The sequence below is a fragment of the Tardiphaga sp. GW822-FHT04G09 genome, assembly GCF_058800725.1.
The window spans coordinates 752,233-774,449 of the sequence record NZ_JBXAMO010000001.1 but is presented as its reverse complement, the minus strand read 5'-3'; the positions used below and the strand labels follow the sequence as shown (position 1 = coordinate 774,449).

The window sequence follows — 22,217 nt, the reverse complement described above, 5'->3', positions numbered from 1 at the left end:
AACCCGGATAAACTCGGCCGGTGAGTCGCGGTTGCAGCGGCGCATCGTCTCATGGACCTCGACTCGGAAGTTCGATTTTGGAAACCTCGCTCTATCTTCCGGTGAAACGCTTCCTCGAAGGCCTTGGCTTTATGGTCAAAGGCGAGATATCAGGCTGCGATCTTGTGGCGCTGAATGGCGACGATCCGCCGCTCGTTGTGATCGGCGAGCTCAAGCTCAGCTTCAATCTCGAGCTGATCCTGCAGGCTGTCGACCGCGCCGGCGCCTGCGACGAAGTCTGGGTTGCGGCCAAACTCTCCATCCGCGGCAAGGGCCGCGAAAGCGATGCGCGCTACCGCAACCTGTGCCGCAGACTCGGTTTCGGCATGCTGGGAATTACCGAAGCCGGCGGCGTCGAAGTTCTGGTCGCGCCTGCCACCGTCGCGCCGCGACGCAATCCGAAGAAACGTTCACGCCTGATCACCGAGCACAAGAAACGACAGGGCGATCCAGCGCTTGGAGGCAGCACGCGCGCCCCGATCATGACGGCCTATCGTCAGCAAGCCTTGGCCTGCGCGGCGATGCTCGTCGTCGGCCCGCGCAAGGTACGTGAGCTCACGTCGGACTATCCGGATGCGCAGAAAATCCTGCATCGCAATGTCTATGGCTGGTTCGAAAGTCCCGCGCGCGGGACTTATGCGCTGACCGACGCTGGCCACGCAGCGCTGAAACGCTGGCCGCAACCCCAGCGAGATACCGCCCCGCCGTCCACTTTGTCATAAAGCTACTAAGCGAACTCTTTTCCATCTCGTGGGAACAAGTTTGCATGGCTGCTTTGTCGCAGAAGTTCCATATTGCAATGCAACAATTGCTCCCGTAGGTATCGCAAATCAACACTGAGGCGAGCGATGAGCGAAGACTGGAATACAAAATATGGAACGCGGCGTGTGCGACGCGATCCCCCCACCCTTGAAGAAGCCATCTTCGCCGCGATGGGTATCACCGAGGATCTCGATCAGCAGGCAGAGATCGCTGCGTCGCTGATGGGCATGCCGTTCGACGCCGTGCAGGCCGAAGTGAAGAAGGCCAATCGCTCGACCGGTACGCTGCGCGTGACCCGTGTCATTGCAGGCGAACAAGGCGCTCAGCGCTCGGTGGTCGTGGAGCGTCGCGTGACGCGCAAATTCGGCAACGACAAGCGCATCTGATTTTGAGGGCGCTTACAGCCCTCCCCGCAGACGCAAAAAAGGCCTCCTTCATCACGAGGCCTTTTTCTTTGTCGCAATGTTTTTCGGCTCAGGACGATTTGCCCCATCCCGCCAGCTTGAACCATAGACCCCAATAGGCCCGGTTATAATCGGCCACCGCGCGCGCCACATCCAGCGCCGACGTCTTCGGCTGCGCCACAACGCCAGCGCCCGTGGGGTCGCGCAGGTCTATGATTCCGGTGGATTCGCCGTGGCGAAATGACAGGTGCGCACCGAACTTGTTGGCCAGTGCACGCATCGCGTCGTTCTGTGCGCCAGTGGTGATGCGCAGCTTGGCGTAGCCCATCGACCGCGCCTTCGCGATCAGCTTGGTGAACAGGATGCTGCCGACGCCCTTGCGGCGCACCAACGCCTCAACGCTGAAGGCGATTTCGGGAAGCGAGTCCGGCGACAGATCGGCCTGATGCAGTTCGGCGGCGCCGCGCACGATGCCATCCTCGAAGTAAACGAGAATGACGGTGCCTGTATTGACGGATTTTTCGGCGTAACGCGCAACCCATTCATCGTCGAGCGAACCGTTGAAGCGATCGCGGCGGCTCTCGCGATCCAGCCTCAGAAGATGGTCGCGGAACAGCGGCAGTTCGCGGGCTGCAAGGACACGCACATGTCCGCGGGCGGGAGCCCTGGTCGAAATAGCGATGGTAGTGGCGGCGTCTAACATGGTTCAAATCCTCAAGTTGCCCTCGAGGAAAGGCGTCAATTCCCTAGACACCCCATATTGTGCGTCGCAGCATAAAATACAAGGGCGCTGATGTCGCACCTGCCAGCGCTGACCGCAGGTAAGCCATGCAATTTTCCCAAGACTAACAAAGTCTTAAGGCGCCAAGCGCCGCCTTACAGCACTAGTTGGGTCTGCGTCACGACGCCCACCAGTCTACCTTCCTCGGTCTCGATCCGGGTCTGCCACACCTGCGTTCTGCGCCCCCGATGAACCGGCGTTGCGATTGCACGCACGGTGCTTCCAGCTTTCGCCCCGCCTGTGAAATTGGTCTTGCTCTCGATGGTCGTCGTTCCCTTGGCGCCCTCCGGCAGATTGATAACGGTGGCCGCCGCACCAACCGCATCGGCGAGCGCCATCACCGCCCCGCCATGGATCGTATGGCCGAGTGTGCACAGGTCCTCGCGCACCAGCATGGTGGCAACGACGCGCTCCAGATCAGCATCGGTAAAGGTCACGCCCATCGATACGGAAAATGGCATCGCGAGGCTGTGGATCTTGTCGAGTGGCGTCATGCTGGCATCGTCTCCCTGCAACCTGTCTTACCCATCGTCGTGCGGGCTTGATGAAACTTCACGACACAACACCATGCCGTGACAAGTCCTTTGTTAACAGGCATATCGGCATCATGCGCCACTTCCCGCCACGCCGGATCGTTTGCCTCACGGAAGAGACCGTGGAGACGCTGTATCTGCTCGGCGAACAGGATCGCATCGTCGGCGTTTCCGGCTATGCGGTAAGACCGCCGCAGGTGCGGCGCGAGAAACCGCGGGTGTCTGCGTTCATCTCGGCCGATATGCCGAAGATCCTCGCACTCGATCCAGATCTTGTGTTGTGCTTCTCCGATCTGCAGGCCGAGATTGCCGCAGAGCTCATACGCGCCGGCGTTGCCGTCCATGTGTTCAACCAACGCGACATCGCCGGCATTCTGGCGATGATCCGCATGCTCGGCGCCATGGTCGGCGCGAGTGAGCGCGCAAATCAGCTCGCAACGCATTTTGAGCTGCGACTTTCCAGCGTCAAGGCTGCGGCAAACTTGCGGCAGACCAAACCGCGCGTCTATTTCGAGGAATGGGACGATCCGCTGATCACCGGAATCGGCTGGGTGTCCGAACTGATCGAGATTGCCGGCGGTGAAGACGCTTTTCCGCAGTTGCGCTTTCAGAAAGCCGCAAAGGATCGCATCGTGATGCCAGCCGACGTGATTGCCGCAGCACCGGACGTGATCCTCGCGTCGTGGTGCGGCAAGAAAGTCGTGCCCGATAAAATCCGGCAGCGTCCGGGCTGGAGCGAGATTCCCGCGATACGCGACAATCGCATCTATGAGATCAAATCGCCGCTGATCCTGCAACCAGGACCAGCGGCGTTGACGGATGGACTGGACGCGATCGTTGCGGCGTTGTGGCCGTAATCGGCACGAGCACCGACGGCGTCATCCTGAGATCCTCGCCCCTCACCCCTTTGGGTATTGCAGAAAATAGGCATCTGTCAGCGCGTCTTCGAGCAGCCGGCCTTCCGAATAGGCTTGCAATGACGCCGGTCGTTCGACACCTGGCAACAGCCGCGGGCAAGGCTCCGGCGCACCAATCACCGTCTTCACCGGAATACGTTCGGCATAGATCGGAAGCTCGTAATCCTCGTCGTCGTCGGCGACACCCTTGGCGCGGATCTTCGCCGATGCTTCCTCAATCTCCATGGCGATGAACGACGTCGCCTTCATCTCCTGCGCCGTGGTTTCACGCAGACTGGCCGTGCGATCCGGGAAAAACCGGTCGACCATCGCGATGCCCGCCCGCTCCTTCTCGTCGGGATCGGTGACGAGATAGGCATTTCCGAATGCCATCACCGCACGGTAGTCCGCCGAGTGATTGAAGCCGCAGCGTGCCAGCACGAGGCTGTCGAGAAAAGCCACCGTCAGACAGACGCGCTGCTGTGCCGTCTGGTTCTTCAGCATGCGGCTGGCGCTGCTGCCGTGCCAGTAGAGCCTGGTGCCCTCGCGCCAGAAAAAGGTCGGCGTGCAATAGGGCTGACCGTCGATCACATAGGAGACATGGCACATCATCGAGGCATCGAGAATTTTATGCACGGTCTCGTGGTCGTAAAATCCGCGATCGTGGCGTCGCTTCACGCGGTTGCGCGCTGTGAGCGGATAGGACGGCGTGGTGTCAATCCCCATCGATTCAGTGGTCTTCAATTCGGCTGTGCTCACGGTAATTCCCTGTCGATTGGCAGTGTTCGAAACTGTTGTACCCGCCCATTTGGCCTGCGATAGTGCCAATTCCATGCGAAAAATTCCGACCAATTCGGCGAGGCCAATTTCGAAGAGCGAGCTGCCGCTCGCTCTCGCCGGCGCGCATATCGCTGAGGGCGCTTCGTCGCAGGACCGTCTCTATCAGGCGCTCCGTCATGCGATCACCGGCGGTGTCGCCAAGCCCGGCGCAGCGCTGCCGCCGTCGCGTAGTCTCGCAAAACAAACCGGCTTTCAGCGCAATGCCGTCACCAATGCCTATGAGCGTCTGATCGCCGATGGCTTCGCCGTCGCACGCGTCGGCTCCGGCACCTTCGTCGCGGCGCGAATCCCAGCGCGGGTCGACAGCAGACCGAGCAAAGCGATCGCCATCGAAGCGCCGCAACGTGGCACGCTGGCGCTCGGTTGCACCCATATTGACGAGCAAGCGCTGCGCCGCTTTCGCGCTTTCGCCGGCCGCCGCCTGCGCGCTTTCGGCGCCGAGCATCTGCATTATGGCGATCCGCGCGGCAGCCATGAACTACGCACCGCCATTGCCAATCACCTTCTGTCGGCGCGCGGACTGCGCTGCAATCCCGATCAGATCATGCTGACATCGGGCACACAGCATGGGCTGCGCATCGTGCTGTCAGCCATTCTCAAGCCGGGTGAACAGATCTGGTGCGAGGACCCCGGTTACCCCGCCGCACGAAAATCGATCGAACATTGCGGCGCGCGGCCCGTCTCCGTGCCGGTCGATGACTTCGGCCTGATCGTCGCCAAGGGCCGCACGGCCGCACCAGATGCGCGCGCGGCCTATGTCACGCCATCGCACCAGTTTCCGCTTGGGGTACAAATGGCGATGCCGCGCCGGCTCGAACTGCTGGACTGGGCGAAGGACGCGGGCGCCTGGATCTTCGAGGACGACTACGACAGCGAGTTTCGCTATGACGGCGCGCCGTTGCTCTCGCTCGCCGGCATCGATCACCTGCAGCGCGTGATCTATATGGGCACGTTTGCGAAGACGCTGTTTCCCGGTCTGCGCATCGGCTACTGCGCCCTGCCCGAGCGCCTGATCGGCCCGGTCACGACGGCGCGCGCGGCGATGGACCGCTTTCCCGGCACATTGATGGAAGGCGCCGTCGCCGACATGCTGAATTCCGGCGCCTTTGCAGCCAACCTGCGCAAGATGCGCAACGTCTATCGTGAGGCACGCGACGCCTTGGCAACGACATTGACCCGCGCCTCGGATGGTCAACTCACTGTCCCGGTGCCGTCACAAGGCCTGCATCTGGTGGCGAAGTTCGCAGCCAGGACGCCGCTCGAAATCGCCGCAGAGGCCAGGGCGGCGGCCGGCGTCGAGGGCTGGTTGCTCGCCGATACCTATCTGCGCGCCCGCCCCGCGCCGGGCTTCGTGCTCGGCTTCGCAGGCCATCCCGTTCGTCAGCTTGTCACATCGGCCGAGAGGCTGGCGAAAGCTTCCGCGGCAAGTTTACGCGCCCATCGCCACGCTGCGGCCAAACCGCGTGGAACCCGCGCGGGGGGCTAGCACTTGAGGCTGGCTGGCACGTGAGGCCGGCGACCGCTGCGCTTCTAGAATCGGACGCGCATCCCTACACTTCGGGCCAACAAAATGCCCGCAGGCTTATCTGCCCCAACGGAGACCTCATGTCCGGCAATCGCAACGTGCTCTATCTGATCATCGGCGCGCTCATCGTCGGCATCGGCGTCCTCGGCTACAATCTCTACCAGACCAAGAAAGAACCGAGCGGGCTGCAGATCAATGTCGGCCCCGACGGTCTCAAGATCCAGAACAAGTAACAAAGGTCACACAATGCGCTCGGCAATCTGGCTATCAGGACTTCTGGCTTCTCTTGTGGTGGCCACGCCGGCGCTGGCGATCGATCAGGTCAATCGCGAACAGGATATCGTTGACGTCCGCCTCGGCCAGCGCATTCTGGTCGATGACGGCTCCTGCCCCACCGGCCAGATCAAGGAAGTGTCCGGCACAACGCTGACCACGTCCGGTGTGACGCGCGTTCGCAAATGCGTTCCCCGCGCCGGCACCAAGTCACGCTAGTCCAGGACACGCCAGTCTAAGACATGCTCATCAATGCCGCAGCGGCTCGCTTGGCGGCACCGGTGACCCGGTCTGGCCCACACTCGCACCGCCATCGATCGCCAGCGTGATCCCCGTGATCCAGCGCGCTTCATCGCTGGCAAGAAACAAGACGCCATAGCCGATATCCCAGCCGGTCCCTTCTGTGCCGAGCAGCGTGCCCGCTGCGCGCGCCTTACGCATCTCATCGCTCATGCCACGCGACGCAACCATCGGCGTATAGACCGTGCCGGGCGCGATGCAGTTGACGCGAATGCCGCTGCGACCGTGATGTGCCGCCATCGCCCTGGTAAGGCCGATCACCGCCGATTTCGACGTCGGATACAGCAGGCTCGGATGGCCACCGCGCAGACCGGCGATCGATGTCAAATTGATGATAGAGCCGCCGCCGGACTTCATCATTTCCGGAATGGCATATTTCGCCATCAGCATCATCGAGGCGACGTTGACGCGCATGGCGCTGTCCCAGGCGAGATCGTCGACCTCGACGGCGTCGCCGCGCGGCCCGGTGAGGCCGACATTATTGACGAGGATATCCAGCCGTCCGAAGCCTTCGACTGTCCGTTCGACGATCGCCTCACATGACGCCCGGTCACTGACATCGCCGTCATAAATCTGCGTGACGCCGCCTTCCGCGGCGATCAAACGCGCTGTTTCCTCGGCGGCGTCTACGTCGGTATCAACCAGAGCGACGCGCGCACCATGCCGCGCCAACAGCACTGCTGCGGCACGACCATTGCCGATACCATCGCCGCGGGACCCCGCGCCGGTGATGATGGCGACCTTGCCTTTCAATCGATCGTCACGCTGGGGCCGGGCCATATCCATCAGAACATGCCGTTGCTGTTGGCGGACTGTTCCGGGATCGGCTGAACGGCATCCCCATGCTCGATAATGATGACAATTTTCTTGTTTGTGTCTCGGTTGCTGGTGTCTGCGGCCAACGCCGCGCCGGAAAGAAATATTGATACACAAGAAAAACAGATCGAGACAAATCGCATAAAAACCCCTCGTTCCCCGCCGAACTAACGATGACGCAGCTAAACGGTATCATCAGCGGTGATGGGATGACGAGAGGGAAAGACAGAAATCCGTGATCATTTCAGCGCGACAATGCTACGCAAAACGATCACTTGATATCAACCATTGCTGGATATCGATCGGTACTAATCCAACGGTGCCGGATCATACATGCATTGCAGGGTCGGCTTGGCGATCTGCGTGAAGGTTGCGCTGATCATCGACTGCTTCGATGCCGGGATCCAGTCCTTCTCGATGGTAGGCACGCCGCGCTCGCTGATGCCCCGCAACAGTGCTTCGCGCAGATCGGCGTCTTCCACGGTCGCTATGGCATGGTCATGCAGGCAGCCACACACCTCTTCCGGATGCGCCCAGCGTCCGACCATATGTGGTGAGCACAGACGTACGAATTCGCCGCGCTGGTCCGGCAATTTCCGCCACGACCAGATCTGCGCCTGCGCCGCACGTCCCGTCATGGAACCTGCAAGGGTGGCAGCGACAACAATGCCGGTCAGAACACGCAGTCGAGTCATTTCAAAACTTTTCTTTTCGTTTCTCGGTTGTCCGCCCGCTGCCCGCCGCGTCGTTGGCCCATGGATACCCAATGCGGGTTTCGGCACGTCTGCGGCCCAAGAGGAAAATGGTTTCGTCGCCCTGCTGAATTGTTTCGTGGCGCCCATGCCGACGACACAATCCGGGCGGCAAATCTGCGAACGTCTTGGAAAGGATGCTTTGAAAGATCGTCTGGCTGTCGCACGCCCTTAACAAAACTGAACCGAAACGCGGCTAAAGCGACTTCAGGAGAGCGTATGCAACCTTTTCAGGCGACTGCGCGTTTCTGTTCACCTCGAAGAGAAGGAATGCAGTCGTGGGAACCGGCAACAACGACGTTGGCAAGGATACCCCGATCAGCGCACCCGGACGGCCACTGATCTCCACAGTCCGCCCGCGCGCCAAATGCCAAGGCGCCATGTCGCAGCAGGGCTACGGCTCGCACGGCAACGAGTGCTATCCGCAACAGCTGGTCCAGCTCGTGGGCCACCGAGACCCGCAGCCCCAACAGTCCTGGGACCGCCTTCGCACGAAGCGTGCGATTACTCACCCGGTCGAATAGCGGCAGCGGATCGATCCGGATCGACCGACGCTGTTATTTGATGAAGTCGCCGCACTTCTCGATGGCGGTATCTGTCTGCCCCCAGGGCATGATCGGGACCGATGACGTCGAGTTCTTCGGCGAACCTTCGATGATCCTGTCCGAATAGACCATATAGACCAACACGTTTCGCTTGGCGTCGCAGCCACGGACGATCTGCATTTTCTTGAAGAAAAGGCTCCGGCGCTGGCGGAACATGTCCTCGCCCTGATCGCTCTTGGTCCTGAACTTGATGGGGCCGATCTGCCGGCAGGCCAGCGAGATGTCCGAGACCTCTTCGGCCAGACCGAGCCATCCCTTGAAGCCGCCCTTTTCAGGCACCGTGAAGTGGCAGGCGACACCTTCGACTTCCGGATCATCGACTCCGTAGGTCGCCAGCTTGTCGTTGGGGCTGAGCCATTTGAACACGGTGGAGCGCCGGAAGATCAGATCCGGCTCATCCGCAGCCTGTGCCGGGATCGAAGCGAACACCGTCAGTGCCGACAGCACCAGAACGCTGCGCCGCAGCGCCTTGGCACGTGCGCCAGATCCATTAAATGTCATGCAACTCTCCGTGAGCGATCCGAAATATGTAGGCATTCCAACCGGATTCGGAAGCCGCGATGGGCCGTTGTTAATTCAATGTGAGGCTTTTTTGCTACCCTGATCCCGACTCAGCGGTAGCCAGATCACTCATGCTGGTGAACCCATCTCGCGTCTGCGAGACTAATGTTTTGAGATGGATTCGAGGATACTGGCGTGGCCGCATTTCATTTATCGCGTGAACCAGCGGATTGGAGCCGTCTTCTGAGCAGCACGATTTTTTCCGGCAGCCTCCTGCGGATCGCGCTCGTCGCCATGGCCGGCATTGCCGCTGCAGCGCCTGCCGATGCCGCGGTGTTCTGGACCGACGAAAACCCGATGATCATGCGGGAGATCGAGCCCCCGGCGCCACAACCGCAGCAGCGCCAGAAAAAGCTGAAGCGGCTCGGCGCCAAACTTGAAAAACAGGTCAAGGAACACGCCAAGCCAGTCGGCCCGCTGGTGATCAACATCTCGATCGAGCGGCAAACGCTGCGGGTATTCGACGCCAACGGCCTTTTCGCGGAGACGCCGGTCTCCACCGGCATGCGCGGCCATTCCACCCCCATGGGCGTGTTCAGCATCATCCAGAAGAACAAATGGCACCGCTCCAATATCTATAGCGGCGCGCCGATGCCTTACATGCAGCGTATCACGTGGTCGGGCATCGCGCTGCACGCCGGCGCCCTACCGGGCTATGCGGCCTCCCACGGCTGCATCCGCATGCCGATGGCCTTTGCGACGAAGATCTGGGGTTGGACCCGCATGGGCGCCCGCGTGATCATCACACCCGGCGAAATCTCGCCTGCGGAATTTTCCCACCCCCTCCTCGCCGCGCAGAAGCCTGCACCGGTTCCGGTCGCAGCTGCGGCACCCCAGGACGTCCAGACGACGCCGAAGGTCGACAAGGTCTCTGTGGATGCGAAGCCCGAGGATCTCGGCCTGAAACCGTCTGCCACCGACCGCGCCAAGACCCAGACCGCCGATGCCAGCAATGCGCTGGCAAAACCGGCGCCAAAGACCGTAATGACGGACGCAACACCGGCAAAGGTCGAAGGCACCGTCAAGGCCGCCGAACCCGAAATCATGACGCGCCGCGATCTCGACGCCGCCATTGCCAAAGTGGTCGAACTGCCGACGCCCGAGGTCAAATCGGCTGAGGCCGTCGCGGAAGCACCGGCCAAGATTGAAGCTGCCAAGACAGAAGCACCGAAGACTGAAGTCGCAATGTCTAGCACGGCACCGGTAGCCGCCTCTGCGCCCGACGCCAAAAAGGACGAAACGCGCCCCGCCGATTCAGCCAGGGCCGAGATGCCTGCGGCGCCTGCCGCCGATGCGCAGCCGAAGCGTATCGGTCAGATCGCCGTGCTGGTCAGCGGCAAGGACGGCAAGCTCTATGTGCGGCAGAATTTCGCGCCGCTGTTCGAGATACCGATCGCGATCAAGCCCAGCGACCGCCCCCTCGGCACCCATGTGTTCACGGCCCGCATCGACAAGGATGACGCCAAGGCGTTCCACTGGACCGCGGTATCGCTGCCTGCGGTCCCGCGTCGCGCCGACGAGGACGACAACGTCTCGCGTCGCCGCAAATCCACCGGTGCGGTTGAGGTCAAAACCCGGCCGCTGCCGAACAGCGCTGCCGAAGCGCTCGACCGCCTGACGATCCCTGCGGACGCCATGGCGCAGATTACCGAAGCGCTGGCGACCGGCGGCTCCATCGTTGTGTCAGATCAGGGCATCGCCGCCGGCGGCGAAACTGGCCAGGGCACCGAATTCGTGGTGCCGCTGCGCTAGCCTCGCAGCTCCCGCCCTGTAACAGCTTGTTGAGTGCGTCATCGGCGAGATGCCGCTACTCTGCTCGCGAAACAGGATGGGCTACGACAAATGGCGATGATCAATCGCAGGCAGATACTGACGACGGTGCTCGGCGCAGCGAGTGCTGCCGCCTTGTCGCGCCATGCATCGGCGCAAGGCGCCGTAAGCCGCATGACCGCCTATGGCTTCTCGTTTCCCGGCCTCAAGGGCGGCGACATCAAGCTCTCCGATTACGCCGGTCGTCCGATCATGGTGGTCAACACCGCCTCGCAATGTGGCTTCACCCCGCAATATGCCGGACTTCAGACGCTGTGGACCGAGTTCCGCGATCGCGGGTTGATGATCATCGGCGTGCCCTCCAACGACTTCGGCGGGCAAGAGCCAGGCGGGACAAAGGAGATCGCCGATGTCGCCGAAGGACATTTCGGCATCGGCTTCCCGATGGCGTCCAAGACCGTCGTGAAGGGGCCGAACGCGCATCCGTTCTACAAATGGGCGGCAGAGGCACGGCCGCGCGACCTGCCGCGGTGGAACTTCCACAAATATCTGGTCGGCCGTGATGGCTATCTCACCGACTCCTTTGCCTCCGAATTCGAACCGACCGATACTCGCATCAAGACCGCCGTCGGACGTGCCCTTACCGCGGCTTGAGCCGTTCGATACCTATCCTGGCGCTGACTGGGGATAAGGTCCGTTGCCATAGCGGTACCGCCGGAAATCGCGCTAGAATTGCGGCCACAACCATCTGGATCAGCCCGGCCATTTCGCTGACGACGCTGATGGCAGTTCAAGGGGAACAAGATGCGCAGTGCGGCAAGTCTGATTTTTGCGAGCGCGGTTTCATTGTGGGCAGCAGGCGCACAGGCGCAGGCGCCCAAGGCCGGTGTTGCAGCCCCGGCTGCGGCAACGCCCGCGCCGCCACCCGCGGCTGCACCTGCCCCCGCCAAATCGACCTGCGCCAATCCCGATGCGCTCGGCGTCAGCCGTATCGTCGAGATCGACACGACGGGTGGTCCGGGCTTCGGCTTCGAACATTTCAAGCAGCTCGACTTCCTGCGCGACAAGGAAGTGGTGCTGACCTTCGATGACGGTCCATGGCAAACCACGACGCCGACCGTGCTGAAGACGCTCGCCGACGAATGCGTCAAGGCGGTGTTCTTCCCGATCGGCAAGCACGCCACCTATTATCCGGAAGTGCTGAAACAGGTCGCGGCCGCCGGCCACACCATCGGCGGACACACCTGGGCCCATATCGCGCTGACCAGCAAGAAGCTGACCCAACAGCAGCGCATCGATGAGATCGAAAAGGGCTTCAGCGCTGTGAAGTGGGCACTGGGCTCAGCCCCCGCGCCGTTCTTCCGGGCGCCGGCGCTGCAGCACCCGCCCGAAATCGTCACCTATCTCGGCACCCGAAATATCGCGATCTTCTCCTGCGACATCGACTCGTTCGACTTCAAGACGCGTAAGTCCGAACAGGTCGTGACCAATGTGATGACCAAGCTCGACAAGCTCGGCAAGGGTATCATCCTGATGCACGACTTCCAGAAGCACACCGCCGAAGCGCTGCCGACCCTGCTGCGCAAGCTCAAGGCCGGTGGTTACAAGGTCGTCCATATGCGCGCCAAGGCGCCCGTACAGACCATCGCGTCCTACGATGAAGCGATCGTCAAGGATGCCAAGCTGCCGACGGTCAGTAGCCGTCCTGTGAACAGCGTCGTCCAGACGATCTCGGAATGATGAGGACTCGTCGACGCCCCTGATGCCCGCATTTCGATTCAACGGCTACGTCATCGTCTCGGCGGACGGCATGCTCGCCGACGCCAGTGGCTTGATGCCCGATACCCTCAAATTTCCCGGCGATCTCGCCTTCTTCACCGCTGGTCTCGACCGTGCCGACCTTATCGTGCACGGCAGGCATTCGTTCGAGGATCAGCCGAACTCACCGAAGCGGAAGCGCATCGTCGTCAGCCGCAGCATCGTTGCAGTAGAGCCCGATCCCGCAAACAACAAAGCCACGCTGTGGAATCCGGCCGGCGCATCCTTCGAAGACGCTTGCGCATATGCTGATATTCATGCCGGCACCGTCGCCGTCATCGGCGGCCCCAGCGTATTCGAGATGTTCCTTGATCGCATGGACGTGTTCTGGCTGTCGCAGGCGCCGCATATCCGCCTGCCCGGCGGCGAGGGATGCTTCCCCGGCGTCCCCGAACAATCGCCGCAGGACATTCTCTCCAGTCACGGCTTGCAAGCGAGTGAGGTTCAGATCCTCGACGCCGCGCATGACGTCAGCGTCACCGCGTGGCGGCGAGTGTCCTGAACGAGGACTACACCTCCGTGTAACCGCCCGGCAGTCGCGCGCTGCGGCCGATACCGGCGATCATGAAGAGGCCGCCGATCAGCGACAGGTTCTTCAGCGCGTGGATCATCTGGTTCTTGGCCTCAGGACCAGTCAGGTTCCAGAAGTCATGGAAGTAGAACGTTGCGGCCATCACGAACAGCACCAGCACCAGCGCGAAGAAGCGCGCGCCGAAGTTCAGCGCGACGAAGATACCGCCGATCAGCTCCAGTGTTGCAACGGCGATCGCGAGGATCTGCTTCAATTCCATGCCCGCCAGCCCTTCGAGCTGCGTCGCATAGGGCGTCACGACCGCAGGGATCGTCGGAATAACCTTGTTCGCGATCGCATCTGCCGTTGCGCTGAGGTCGAGAAACTTGGATGCGCCAGACGCAATGAAGATCACGGCAAAGAGAATGCGCCCAAAAGTAATAAACGCTGGCATTGGTCGGCCTCGCTGGACTGCAATGGATACTCATCGAAATAGATGACGAGTATGATCATTCCATCGCATTTTTCAAACGAACAAATGGATGACCTCGTTCAAGCCATCCATTTATCGCGAGCCCGTTCAGATCGGCGAACTATCCAAAAACGCAATGGCCAGGAATCGTCCAGTCAGCGCAAGGCTGCTGAACGTACTAGCCGAACAGACTCGCCTGCGGACGCCCAGCCCGCTCCTGCGCCTCGACGGCGGCCACCGCCGTCATGTTGAGGATACCACGCGCCGTCACCCCCGGCGTCAGGATATGCGCCGGACGCGCCGGGCCGATCAGGATCGGGCCGACCGGGAGCGCATCGGCCAGCGTCTTGATCATCTGATAGGCCACATTGGCGGCATCGAGCGTCGGCATGATGAGGACATTCGCCGAGCCTTCGAGCTTCGAATGCGGGAGCACGATCTTGCGGGCCGCTTCCGACAGCGCGGTATCGCCCTGCATTTCGCCATCGGACTCGATTTCCGGATGCTTCTCGCGCAGTAACGCTGCGGCGCGGCGCATCTTCTTCGATGAATCGGTATCGTAGCTGCCGAAATCCGAATGCGACACGAAGGCAACTTTCGGTTTCATAGCGAAACGCTGGACGTGAATCGCCGCCAGCGCCGCGACCTCAGCAAGTTCTTCCGCACTCGGATTCGGCCGCACCTGCGTATCGGCGATGAAATGCGCACCTTTGCTGGTAATCATCAGTGCGAGTGCTGCAAAGTCGGTGACCCCCGGCAGGAAGCCGATGATCTCGCGGACATGACGCAAATGGCTCATGTAACGGCCTTCGACGCCGCAGATCATGGCATCGGCTTCGCCGCGCACCACGGCGAGCGCCGCAATCACCGTCGCATTGGTCCGCACGACCGTGCGCGCCGCATCCGGCGTCACGCCATTGCGGCCGGCCACGTCGATGTAGGACTGCACGTAAGAGCGATAACGCGGATCGTCCTCGGGATTGATGAGGTCGAAATCCTTGCCGGCCTGGATCGCCAGACCGAAACGCTTGATGCGCGCTTCCACCACCGACGGGCGACCGACCAGGATCGGACGCGCCAGCTTCTCTTCCAGCACGACCTGCGTCGCACGCAGCACGCGCTCGTCTTCACCTTCGGCATAGATCACGCGCACCGGCTGGGTCTTCGCCTTCGCAAAGACTGGCTTCATCACCAGTCCCGAACGGAACGCAAAGCGTTCAAGACCTGCGGTGTAGTCATCGAAGTTTGCAATTGGCCGCGACGCGACGCCGGACTCCATTGCAGCCTTCGCCACTGCCGGCGCGATGCGCAGGATCAGGCGCGGATCGAACGGGCTCGGGATCAGCGAGCCCGGACCGAAGCCCTGAGTCTCGTTGTCGAAGCCGGCCGTCACGGCGTCCGATGGCGGGTCTTGCGCAAGCTGCGCGATGGCATCGACGGCGGCGATCTTCATCGCCTCATTGATCGCCGTAGCACCGCAATCGAGTGCGCCGCGGAAGATGAACGGGAAACACAGAACGTTGTTGACCTGGTTCGGGAAGTCCGACCGGCCGGTGCAGATCATCGCGTCAGGGCGAACCTTCCGAGCCTCGTCCGGCATGATTTCGGGCGTCGGATTGGCGAGCGCCAGCACCAGCGGCTTGTCGGCCATCTGCTTGACCATCTCGGGCTTCAGCACGCCCGGCGCGGAAACGCCGAGGAAGATGTCGGCGCCGGCGATCACGTCGCCCAGCACGCGCGCATCGGTCTTCTGCGCATAGACCGCCTTCCAGCGATCCATCAGTGTGTTGCGGCCTTCATGGACGACACCGTCGATATCGCAGACCCAGATATTCTTCTTCTGCGCGCCGAGCGACACCAGAAGATTGAGGCAGGCGATCGCCGCAGCGCCAGCGCCGGAGCAGACGATCTTGACGTCCTTGATGTTCTTGCCGTTCAGCAGCAGCGCGTTCTTGATGGCGGCGCCGACGATGATGGCGGTGCCATGCTGGTCGTCGTGAAACACCGGGATCTTCATGCGCTCCTTGAGCTGCGCCTCGATCTCGAAACATTCCGGCCCCTTGATGTCTTCAAGGTTGATGCCGCCGAAGGTCGGCTCCAGTGCCGAGACGACCTCAACCACGCGCTCGATGGTGTCGGCGGCGATCTCGATGTCGAACACGTCGATGCCGGCGAACTTCTTGAACAGAACCGCCTTGCCTTCCATCACCGGCTTCGAGGCCAGCGGGCCGATATTGCCGAGACCAAGCACCGCCGTACCGTTGGAGACGACGGCCACAAGATTGGCGCGCGAGGTCAGTGACGCCGCTTCATTGGGGTCAGCAGCAATCGCGAGACACGGCGCAGCTACGCCCGGCGAATAGGCCAGAGCCAGATCACGCTGGTTGGCGAGCGGCTTGGTGGCCTGGATTTCGAGCTTACCCGGCTTGGGAAGACGGTGATAGGCAAGCGCCGCGCGCGAGAGATCTTCTGAGGATGATGACATGCGTACTCCCGCGCGTCGAAACCGAACATGTGAAGGGCTGGACGGATGAGTTGTTCGACAGATTCAGTGGGATGTCTATCGTGCGGGGGGCCTTGGACGCAACCGCTTCCATGGCATGTCAGACGCTCTCTCCAGCTGCAAATTAGCGGCTTCCGCCTCGAACCGATCGGTGCGAGGTGCCGTCTCAAGGGGATGAGCTGCCTTGCCCGGTCGCGCGAAAAGGGGGTAATTTGATGCCGTCACAGCCAGATGGCCTCCGCCGGCGCCGCGGCGCCTGCGATTTCGCCTTCAGCCTGTGTGGCAACGCTCCCCGTCGCGATCTCCGATATTTCTGGATCGGCGATCAAGATCGCCGATGCAGCGGCAAACTTCGTTGAGACGCCGCACGGCACGCTGACCGTGAAGATCACGTCCCGCGCCAAGCTGCCAGTGATGCAGCTGGTTCAATTGCTGAAGAGCGACCCCGCCGTGGTGCTGTCGCTGTTCCAGATCGACGTGCAGAGCACCAAGTAAGCGCGCGCCTGCCGGAAATTACTTCTCCGGCAGGTTCAGCCTGATATGTGCCTCACGCAGCTGCTTAGGTGTCGCCTCCGAAGGCGCGCCCATCAACAGATCTTCGGCGCGCTGGTTCATCGGGAACAGCGAGATCTCGCGCAGGTTGTTGGTGCCACACAGCAACATCACGATGCGATCGACGCCCGCTGCCATGCCGCCATGCGGCGGCGCACCATACTGGAAGGCGCGATACATGCCGCCGAAGCGTTCGACCACAGTCTCCTCGCCATAGCCGGCGATCTCGAACGCCTTCACCATGGCTTCCGGCTTGTGGTTGCGGATGCCGCCCGAGGCGATCTCATAGCCGTTGCAGGTGATGTCGTACTGGAACGCCTTAATCGTCAGCGGATCCTGCCCGACCAGCGCATCCATGCCCCCCTGCGGCATCGAGAACGGGTTGTGCGAGAAGTCGACCTTCTTGTCGTCCTCGTTGTACTCGTACATCGGGAAATCGACGATCCAGGCCAGCGCGAAGCGCTCCTTGTCGATCAGGTTGAGCTCTTCGCCCACCTTGGTGCGCGCGAGACCTGCAAACTTGTAGAACTTCTCGGGATCGCCCGCGACGAAGAACGCGGCATCGCCGGCCTTCATGCCGAGCTGCTGACGGATCGCTTCGGTGCGCTCCGGTCCGATATTGTTGGCCAAGGGACCAGCGCCTTCGCCGCCTTCACGCCACATGATGTAGCCGAGGCCCGGCTGGCCTTCGCCCTGCGCCCAGGAGTTCATGCGGTCGCAGAATGCACGGCTGCCGCCGCCGGGGCCGGGGATCGCCCAGACCTGGTTCTTGTCGTCCTCGAGCATGCGCGCGAACACCTTGAAGCCGGAGCCACGGAAGTGCTCGGCGACGTTCTGCATCTCCAGCGGGTTACGCAGGTCCGGCTTGTCGGTGCCGTACTTACGCAGCGACTCCGCATAAGGGATCTTCGGCCAATCCTTGTTGACCGGCTTACCCTTGGCGAATTCCTCGAACACGCCGGTAATGACCGGCTGCACGGCCGCGAACACGTCTTCCTGCTCGACAAAGCTCATTTCGAGATCGAGCTGGTAGAATTCGCCGGGCAGACGATCCGCGCGCGGATCCTCGTCGCGGAAGCATGGCGCGATCTGGAAGTAGCGGTCGAAGCCCGACATCATCAACAGCTGTTTGTACTGCTGTGGCGCCTGCGGCAGCGCGTAGAACTTGCCGGGATGAATGCGGCTGGGCACCAGAAAGTCGCGCGCGCCTTCCGGCGACGACGCCGTCAGGATCGGCGTCTGGAATTCGAAGAAGCCCTGCTCCTTCATCCGCTTGCGCATCGAGTCGACGATGGCGCCGCGGGTCATGATGTTCTGGTGCAGCTTCTCGCGACGCAGGTCGAGGAAGCGATACTTCAGGCGGATGTCTTCCGGATATTCCTGATCGCCGAATACCGGCAGCGGCAATTCTGCAGCCGCGCCCAGCACCTCGATGGCGTTGATGTAAATTTCGACGTCGCCGGTCGGCAGGTCGGCGTTTTCGGTGCCGCCGGGACGGCGTCGCACCAGACCGTCGATCTTGACCACCCATTCCGAACGCAGCGTCTCGACCACCTTGAACGCCGGCGAGTCCGGGTCGGCGACGCATTGCGTCAGGCCGTAATGGTCGCGCAGATCGATGAACAGCACGCCGCCATGGTCGCGGATACGATGGCACCACCCCGACAGGCGAACGGTCTGGTCGATATGGCTGTCGCGGAGCGCGCCGCAGGTGTGAGACCGGTAGCGATGCATGGGTATCCTGGAAATACGTCAGAGGGCGGAATCGGGTTCGCGATCAAGCGCGAAGCGCAGGGTTTACCCGACCGCACCCGACGCGGCAACCAAAGCTCGGTGATCGGACCGCCCGAATTTGCGGACCGCGACTGCGTCACCGGAGGGGGCCAGCCGAGAAATTTGAGATCCTTATTTCCAAACGCAATCGGGCGACAAGAAGACCTCCCGCAGCGCGGGAACTACATGATTGTACAAGAAATAATCAGCCACCCCAGACCGTGCACAACAGGTAACACGGCATACCGCGTCGGTATTTTCGCACCAATCTCAATTACTTAGGGTGGTATTTACGTCAATATTTACTGAACGTTGACGACCGCCATTCACTGTCATGTCGTGAACCCTGCCCGTTTTGAAGGCAGGCTCTTCAACTGGAACTTGCTGCTTATGCCATGCCGCAACCCAAGGCAGCCGTCGTTTCGGCTGACCAGCGTCGCAGCCTTAGAACCGCCGAGGAATACATTCGTGCTCGCAAGATACTCGATCAGTACCAAGCTGTTTGTCATCGTCGCTTTTCTCTTCGCGGTGATCGCGGGCATCGGCGCCCTCGCCTTCATGCAGATGCGAGCCATCAACGCAGCGACCCAGGACATCCAGACACAGTGGCTCCCCAGCGTCCGCTGGATTGGCGAAATGCGCGTTCAGTCGGCGCGCTATCGCGCCGTGCTGCGCGACCACCTGATCGTCGCCGATGCCGACCGTCCGGATGTCGACAAGAACCTCATCGCCCGCAAGTCGGACTTCGACAAGGCCGCGAAGGCCTACGCCCCGCTCGTATCGTCGCCGGCCGAACGCGAATTGGCCGACAAGCTCGACGCCGAATGGAAGGCCTTCATTGCCGCAGGCAATGACGTCCAGGCCCTCGCCAACAAGGGCGACGTGACGGCAGCCAAGGAGATCAACGCCAGGAAGGTGGTCCCGACCGGCCGCGCCATGGATGGCACGCTGGCCAAGCTCGTCGAGTTGAACGACAAGGGCGCCGAAGCTTCCGGCAGCAATGCGAACGCGACCTATGCCAACGCGATCTGGATGATGGTGATCATTCTCGGCGCCTCGGCCGTGCTCGGCCTCGGCGCTGCCATGTATCTGGTGCGCGACATCTCCGGCGGCATCGCTTCGATCCTGAAGCCGATGGGCCAACTGACCGGTGGCCAGCTCGAGGCCGTCATTCCGCATCAGGGCGAGAGCACCGAGATCGGCCGCATCGCCAGCGCGCTGCAGATATTCAAGGACGCCCTTATCGCCAAGCGTGCTGCGGATCAGGCCGCCGGTGCCGAAGCCGCCGTCAAGGCCGCGCGTGCGGAAACCATCACGAAGGCAACCAGCAACTTCGAGTCGATGATCAGCGAGCTCGTTGGTTCGCTTTCGTCCGCCTCCACCGAACTCGAAGCCTCCGCCACCACGCTGACCCGCACGTCGGATATCACCATGACCCTGTCGGGCTCGGCGGCGTCAGCATCGCAGGTCGTGTCGGACAATGTGCAGTCGGTGGCTGCGGCGACGGAAGAGATCACGTCCTCGGTCAATGAAATCGGCCGCCAGGTCCACGAGTCCAACCGCATCGCCTCCACCGCCGTATTGCAGGCCGAGAAGACCAATGAGAGCATCGCCAAGCTCTCGCAGGCCACCGCACGGATCGATGACGTCGTGAAGCTCATCACCGCCGTCGCCGAACAGACCAACCTGCTGGCGCTGAATGCCACCATCGAAGCGGCACGTGCCGGCGAAGCCGGTCGCGGCTTTGCGGTCGTCGCCGCCGAGGTGAAGGCACTGGCCTCGCAGACCGCCAAGGCCACCGATGAAATCAGCATGCAGATCGCCGGCATGCAGGCGGCCAGTGCGGAGACGGTCGAGACCATCAAGGAGATCGGCTCGACCATCACGCTGATTTCCGAAGTCTCGTCGGCGATCGCAGCGGCCGTCGAGGAACAGGGTGCCGCAACGCAGGAAATCGCGCGCAATGTCCAGCAGTCGGCGCAGCTTAGCACCCAGGTCGCCAACGAGGTCACCGAGGTCAATCGCGGCGCCAGCGAGACCGGCTCGGCCTCCACGCAGGTGCTTGCTGCAGCGCAGTCGCTATCGCTCGAGAGCAATCGCCTGAAGGGCGAAGTCGACCGGTTCCTCGACACGGTTCGCGCCGCCTGAGACCGCTTTCAGCAGTTGCCTAACGCGTCATGGCCCCCCATCTTGGGGCCATGACAGTCCACTTTCCGTTCGACAACAGCTATGCCGCCCTGCCCGCGAATTTCTTTGCCCGCGTCGCGCCGACGCCGGTGGCGGCGCCGCGGCTGATCAAGCTGAATCGCGCCCTCGCTGAACAACTCCGCATCGATCCGGACTGGCTGGCCAGCCCCGAGGGCGTCGACGTGCTTGCCGGCAAGCGCGTGCCCGATGGTGCCGATCCTCTCGCGATGGCCTATGCCGGACATCAGTTCGGGCATTTCGTGGCGCAACTCGGCGACGGCCGCGCGATCCTGCTTGGCGAAGTCATCGACCGCGACGGCATACGCCGCGATATCCAGCTCAAGGGCTCCGGTCCGACGCCTTTCTCGCGCCGCGGCGATGGTCGCGCTGCACTCGGGCCGGTGGTCCGGGAGTACATCGTCAGTGAAGCCATGGCGGCCCTGGGCATTCCCACCACACGCTCCCTCGCCGCGGTTGTCACCGGCGAACGCGTCCAGCGTGAGACCATGCTGCCCGGCGCTGTGCTGACGCGTGTGGCGTCGAGCCATATCCGCGTCGGGACATTCCAATTCTTCGCCGCGCGCGAGGATATCGCCGGGGTGACGCAGCTCGCCGACCACGTGATCGCGCGGCACTATCCCGATGCGGCGAGAGCCGAGTACCCCATTCGCGCGCTGCTCGATGCGGTGATCCGCCGTCAGGCAGAACTCGTCGCGCGCTGGCTGCATGTGGGCTTCATCCACGGGGTGATGAACACCGATAACTGCTCGATATCCGGCGAGACCATCGATTACGGCCCCTGCGCCTTCATGGACGCCTACGATCCGGCAACCGTATACAGCTCGATCGACGAGATGGGCCGTTACGCTTATGCGAACCAGCCGCGCATCGCGCTGTGGAATCTGAATCGTTTCGCCGAGACGCTGCTGCCGCTGATCGACAGCGACGAGAAGACCGCCATCGAGATTGCGCAGGCCGCATTGGGCAAATTCCCCGATATTTTCGACACGGCCTATCAGGCCGGTCTGCGCCGGAAGCTCGGGCTGTTCACCAGTCGGCCGGACGATGCTGCATTGGCGCAGGATCTGCTAACCGCCATGAGTGCCAATCAGGCCGATTTCACGCTGACCTTTCGCCGCCTCGGCAGCGCCGCGGTTGACGCAGACAACGACGAAGCCGTGCGCGGCCTGTTCATCGATCCGACAGCGTTCGACGCCTGGGCGGCGAACTGGCGGCAGCGACTCAGCCAGGAGCCGCAAGACGCCGGTACCCGCTATCAGGCGATGCAGACAGTCAATCCGGCCTTCATCCCCCGTAATCATCGCGTCGAGGCGGTGATCCAGGCGGCGCTGGCCGACAACTACACGCCGTTCGAAGAATTTCTGGCCGTGCTGGCGAAACCCTATGAAGATCAACCGGAGATGGCGGATTACGCCGAGCCGCCGGAGCCGGGTCAGCGCGTGCTGAAGACCTTCTGCGGCACCTAAACACCCTTATTCTATCCGAGCAGACCTTCAATCTGCCCGAAACACCTTGACTCAACA

At 62.0% G+C, this 22,217-nt stretch carries 23 protein-coding genes; 13 read left to right on the top strand and 10 right to left on the bottom strand.

What is annotated here, in order from left to right:
* The first annotated feature begins 77 nt into the window (after nt 1-77).
* Together AC1RLZ_RS03720 and AC1RLZ_RS03715 are read left to right on the top strand one after the other, a co-directional pair.
* On the top strand, nt 78-761 hold the full coding sequence (locus AC1RLZ_RS03720) for a DUF2161 domain-containing phosphodiesterase (RefSeq protein WP_493187502.1): 684 nt from the start codon (nt 78-80) through the stop codon (nt 759-761).
* Between the two features lie 126 nt (nt 762-887).
* Nucleotides 888-1,187, top strand: coding sequence for a hypothetical protein (locus AC1RLZ_RS03715; RefSeq protein WP_089263988.1), 300 nt, complete (start codon nt 888-890; stop codon nt 1,185-1,187).
* An 88-nt stretch (nt 1,188-1,275) separates the two neighbouring features.
* On the opposite strand, the gene AC1RLZ_RS03710 is transcribed toward AC1RLZ_RS03715, so the two are convergent.
* Together AC1RLZ_RS03710 and AC1RLZ_RS03705 are read right to left on the bottom strand one after the other, a co-directional pair.
* Nucleotides 1,276-1,908: a GNAT family N-acetyltransferase gene (locus tag AC1RLZ_RS03710; protein ID WP_493187501.1), complete on the bottom strand. Its 633-nt coding sequence runs from the start codon at nt 1,906-1,908 to the stop codon at nt 1,276-1,278.
* A 173-nt stretch (nt 1,909-2,081) separates the two neighbouring features.
* Nucleotides 2,082-2,480, bottom strand: coding sequence for a PaaI family thioesterase (locus AC1RLZ_RS03705; RefSeq protein ID WP_371420976.1), 399 nt, complete (start codon nt 2,478-2,480; stop codon nt 2,082-2,084).
* Nucleotides 2,481-2,593: 113 nt separating this feature from the next.
* On the opposite strand from AC1RLZ_RS03705, the gene AC1RLZ_RS03700 reads away from it, so the two are divergent.
* Nucleotides 2,594-3,376 (top strand): cobalamin-binding protein, encoded by a 783-nt coding sequence (locus AC1RLZ_RS03700; RefSeq protein ID WP_493187537.1) that lies wholly within the window; start codon nt 2,594-2,596, stop codon nt 3,374-3,376.
* Nucleotides 3,377-3,418: 42 nt separating this feature from the next.
* On the opposite strand, the gene AC1RLZ_RS03695 is transcribed toward AC1RLZ_RS03700, so the two are convergent.
* Entirely contained in the window at nt 3,419-4,141 is a 723-nt protein-coding gene (locus AC1RLZ_RS03695; RefSeq protein ID WP_493187536.1) for a pyridoxamine 5'-phosphate oxidase family protein, read from the bottom strand.
* Between the two features lie 106 nt (nt 4,142-4,247).
* Between AC1RLZ_RS03695 and pdxR the strand changes: the two genes are divergently transcribed.
* From pdxR to AC1RLZ_RS03680, 3 genes are all read left to right on the top strand, one after another.
* Nucleotides 4,248-5,741 carry a MocR-like pyridoxine biosynthesis transcription factor PdxR gene (pdxR, locus tag AC1RLZ_RS03690; RefSeq protein ID WP_493187500.1) on the top strand — a complete coding sequence of 498 codons (1,494 nt, stop codon included), beginning with the start codon at nt 4,248-4,250 and terminating at the stop codon, nt 5,739-5,741.
* A gap of 119 nt (nt 5,742-5,860) precedes the next feature.
* On the top strand, nt 5,861-6,013 hold the full coding sequence (locus AC1RLZ_RS03685; protein WP_165826841.1) for a hypothetical protein: 153 nt from the start codon (nt 5,861-5,863) through the stop codon (nt 6,011-6,013).
* A gap of 13 nt (nt 6,014-6,026) precedes the next feature.
* The gene (locus AC1RLZ_RS03680) at nt 6,027-6,272 is read left to right on the top strand and encodes a DUF6719 family protein (protein ID WP_371420979.1); all 246 of its coding nucleotides are present in this window, start codon (nt 6,027-6,029) and stop codon (nt 6,270-6,272) included.
* A 30-nt stretch (nt 6,273-6,302) separates the two neighbouring features.
* On the opposite strand, the gene AC1RLZ_RS03675 is transcribed toward AC1RLZ_RS03680, so the two are convergent.
* From AC1RLZ_RS03675 to AC1RLZ_RS03660, 4 genes are all read right to left on the bottom strand, one after another.
* Complete coding sequence (locus AC1RLZ_RS03675; RefSeq protein ID WP_493187499.1) at nt 6,303-7,139, bottom strand: SDR family NAD(P)-dependent oxidoreductase; 837 nt, start codon at nt 7,137-7,139, stop codon at nt 6,303-6,305.
* Nucleotides 7,139-7,312 carry a hypothetical protein gene (locus tag AC1RLZ_RS03670; protein ID WP_493187498.1) on the bottom strand — a complete coding sequence of 58 codons (174 nt, stop codon included), beginning with the start codon at nt 7,310-7,312 and terminating at the stop codon, nt 7,139-7,141. Before AC1RLZ_RS03670 ends, AC1RLZ_RS03675 begins: the two co-directional genes overlap by 1 nt.
* A gap of 165 nt (nt 7,313-7,477) precedes the next feature.
* On the bottom strand, nt 7,478-7,807 hold the full coding sequence (locus tag AC1RLZ_RS03665) for a hypothetical protein (protein ID WP_493187535.1): 330 nt from the start codon (nt 7,805-7,807) through the stop codon (nt 7,478-7,480).
* A gap of 671 nt (nt 7,808-8,478) precedes the next feature.
* On the bottom strand, nt 8,479-9,027 hold the full coding sequence (locus tag AC1RLZ_RS03660; RefSeq protein WP_493187497.1) for a CreA family protein: 549 nt from the start codon (nt 9,025-9,027) through the stop codon (nt 8,479-8,481).
* Nucleotides 9,028-9,222: 195 nt separating this feature from the next.
* Here AC1RLZ_RS03660 and AC1RLZ_RS03655 point away from each other — a divergent pair, with 195 nt between their 5' ends.
* The 4 genes from AC1RLZ_RS03655 (at nt 9,223) to AC1RLZ_RS03640 (ending at nt 13,177) form a co-directional block, all read left to right on the top strand.
* A complete protein-coding gene (locus tag AC1RLZ_RS03655; protein WP_493187496.1) occupies nt 9,223-10,839 on the top strand; it encodes a L,D-transpeptidase in 1,617 nt (538 codons plus the stop codon).
* Nucleotides 10,840-10,935: 96 nt separating this feature from the next.
* Entirely contained in the window at nt 10,936-11,511 is a 576-nt protein-coding gene (locus tag AC1RLZ_RS03650) for a glutathione peroxidase (protein ID WP_493187534.1), read from the top strand.
* Nucleotides 11,512-11,661: 150 nt separating this feature from the next.
* A complete protein-coding gene (locus tag AC1RLZ_RS03645) occupies nt 11,662-12,597 on the top strand; it encodes a polysaccharide deacetylase family protein (RefSeq protein WP_493187495.1) in 936 nt (311 codons plus the stop codon).
* A 22-nt stretch (nt 12,598-12,619) separates the two neighbouring features.
* Nucleotides 12,620-13,177 (top strand): dihydrofolate reductase family protein, encoded by a 558-nt coding sequence (locus tag AC1RLZ_RS03640; RefSeq protein WP_493187494.1) that lies wholly within the window; start codon nt 12,620-12,622, stop codon nt 13,175-13,177.
* Between the two features lie 7 nt (nt 13,178-13,184).
* Here the strand turns inward: AC1RLZ_RS03640 and AC1RLZ_RS03635 are convergent, their stop codons facing one another.
* Both AC1RLZ_RS03635 and AC1RLZ_RS03630 read right to left on the bottom strand, forming a co-directional pair.
* Nucleotides 13,185-13,640, bottom strand: a complete 456-nt coding sequence (locus tag AC1RLZ_RS03635) for a DoxX family protein (protein ID WP_371420985.1) — start codon at nt 13,638-13,640, stop codon at nt 13,185-13,187.
* Between the two features lie 196 nt (nt 13,641-13,836).
* Entirely contained in the window at nt 13,837-16,143 is a 2,307-nt protein-coding gene (locus tag AC1RLZ_RS03630; RefSeq protein ID WP_493187493.1) for an NADP-dependent malic enzyme, read from the bottom strand.
* 297 nt (nt 16,144-16,440) lie between these two features.
* Here AC1RLZ_RS03630 and AC1RLZ_RS03625 point away from each other — a divergent pair, with 297 nt between their 5' ends.
* The gene (locus AC1RLZ_RS03625) at nt 16,441-16,656 is read left to right on the top strand and encodes an aq_1923 C-terminal domain (protein ID WP_493187492.1); all 216 of its coding nucleotides are present in this window, start codon (nt 16,441-16,443) and stop codon (nt 16,654-16,656) included.
* 18 nt (nt 16,657-16,674) lie between these two features.
* On the opposite strand, the gene aspS is transcribed toward AC1RLZ_RS03625, so the two are convergent.
* Nucleotides 16,675-18,447 carry an aspartate--tRNA ligase gene (gene aspS, locus AC1RLZ_RS03620; RefSeq protein ID WP_493187491.1) on the bottom strand — a complete coding sequence of 591 codons (1,773 nt, stop codon included), beginning with the start codon at nt 18,445-18,447 and terminating at the stop codon, nt 16,675-16,677.
* A 507-nt stretch (nt 18,448-18,954) separates the two neighbouring features.
* Here aspS and AC1RLZ_RS03615 point away from each other — a divergent pair.
* Together AC1RLZ_RS03615 and AC1RLZ_RS03610 are read left to right on the top strand one after the other, a co-directional pair.
* Nucleotides 18,955-20,634 carry a methyl-accepting chemotaxis protein gene (locus AC1RLZ_RS03615; RefSeq protein ID WP_493187490.1) on the top strand — a complete coding sequence of 560 codons (1,680 nt, stop codon included), beginning with the start codon at nt 18,955-18,957 and terminating at the stop codon, nt 20,632-20,634.
* Nucleotides 20,635-20,684: 50 nt separating this feature from the next.
* A complete protein-coding gene (locus tag AC1RLZ_RS03610) occupies nt 20,685-22,160 on the top strand; it encodes a protein adenylyltransferase SelO (RefSeq protein ID WP_493187533.1) in 1,476 nt (491 codons plus the stop codon).
* The last annotated feature ends 57 nt before the right edge of the window (nt 22,161-22,217 follow it).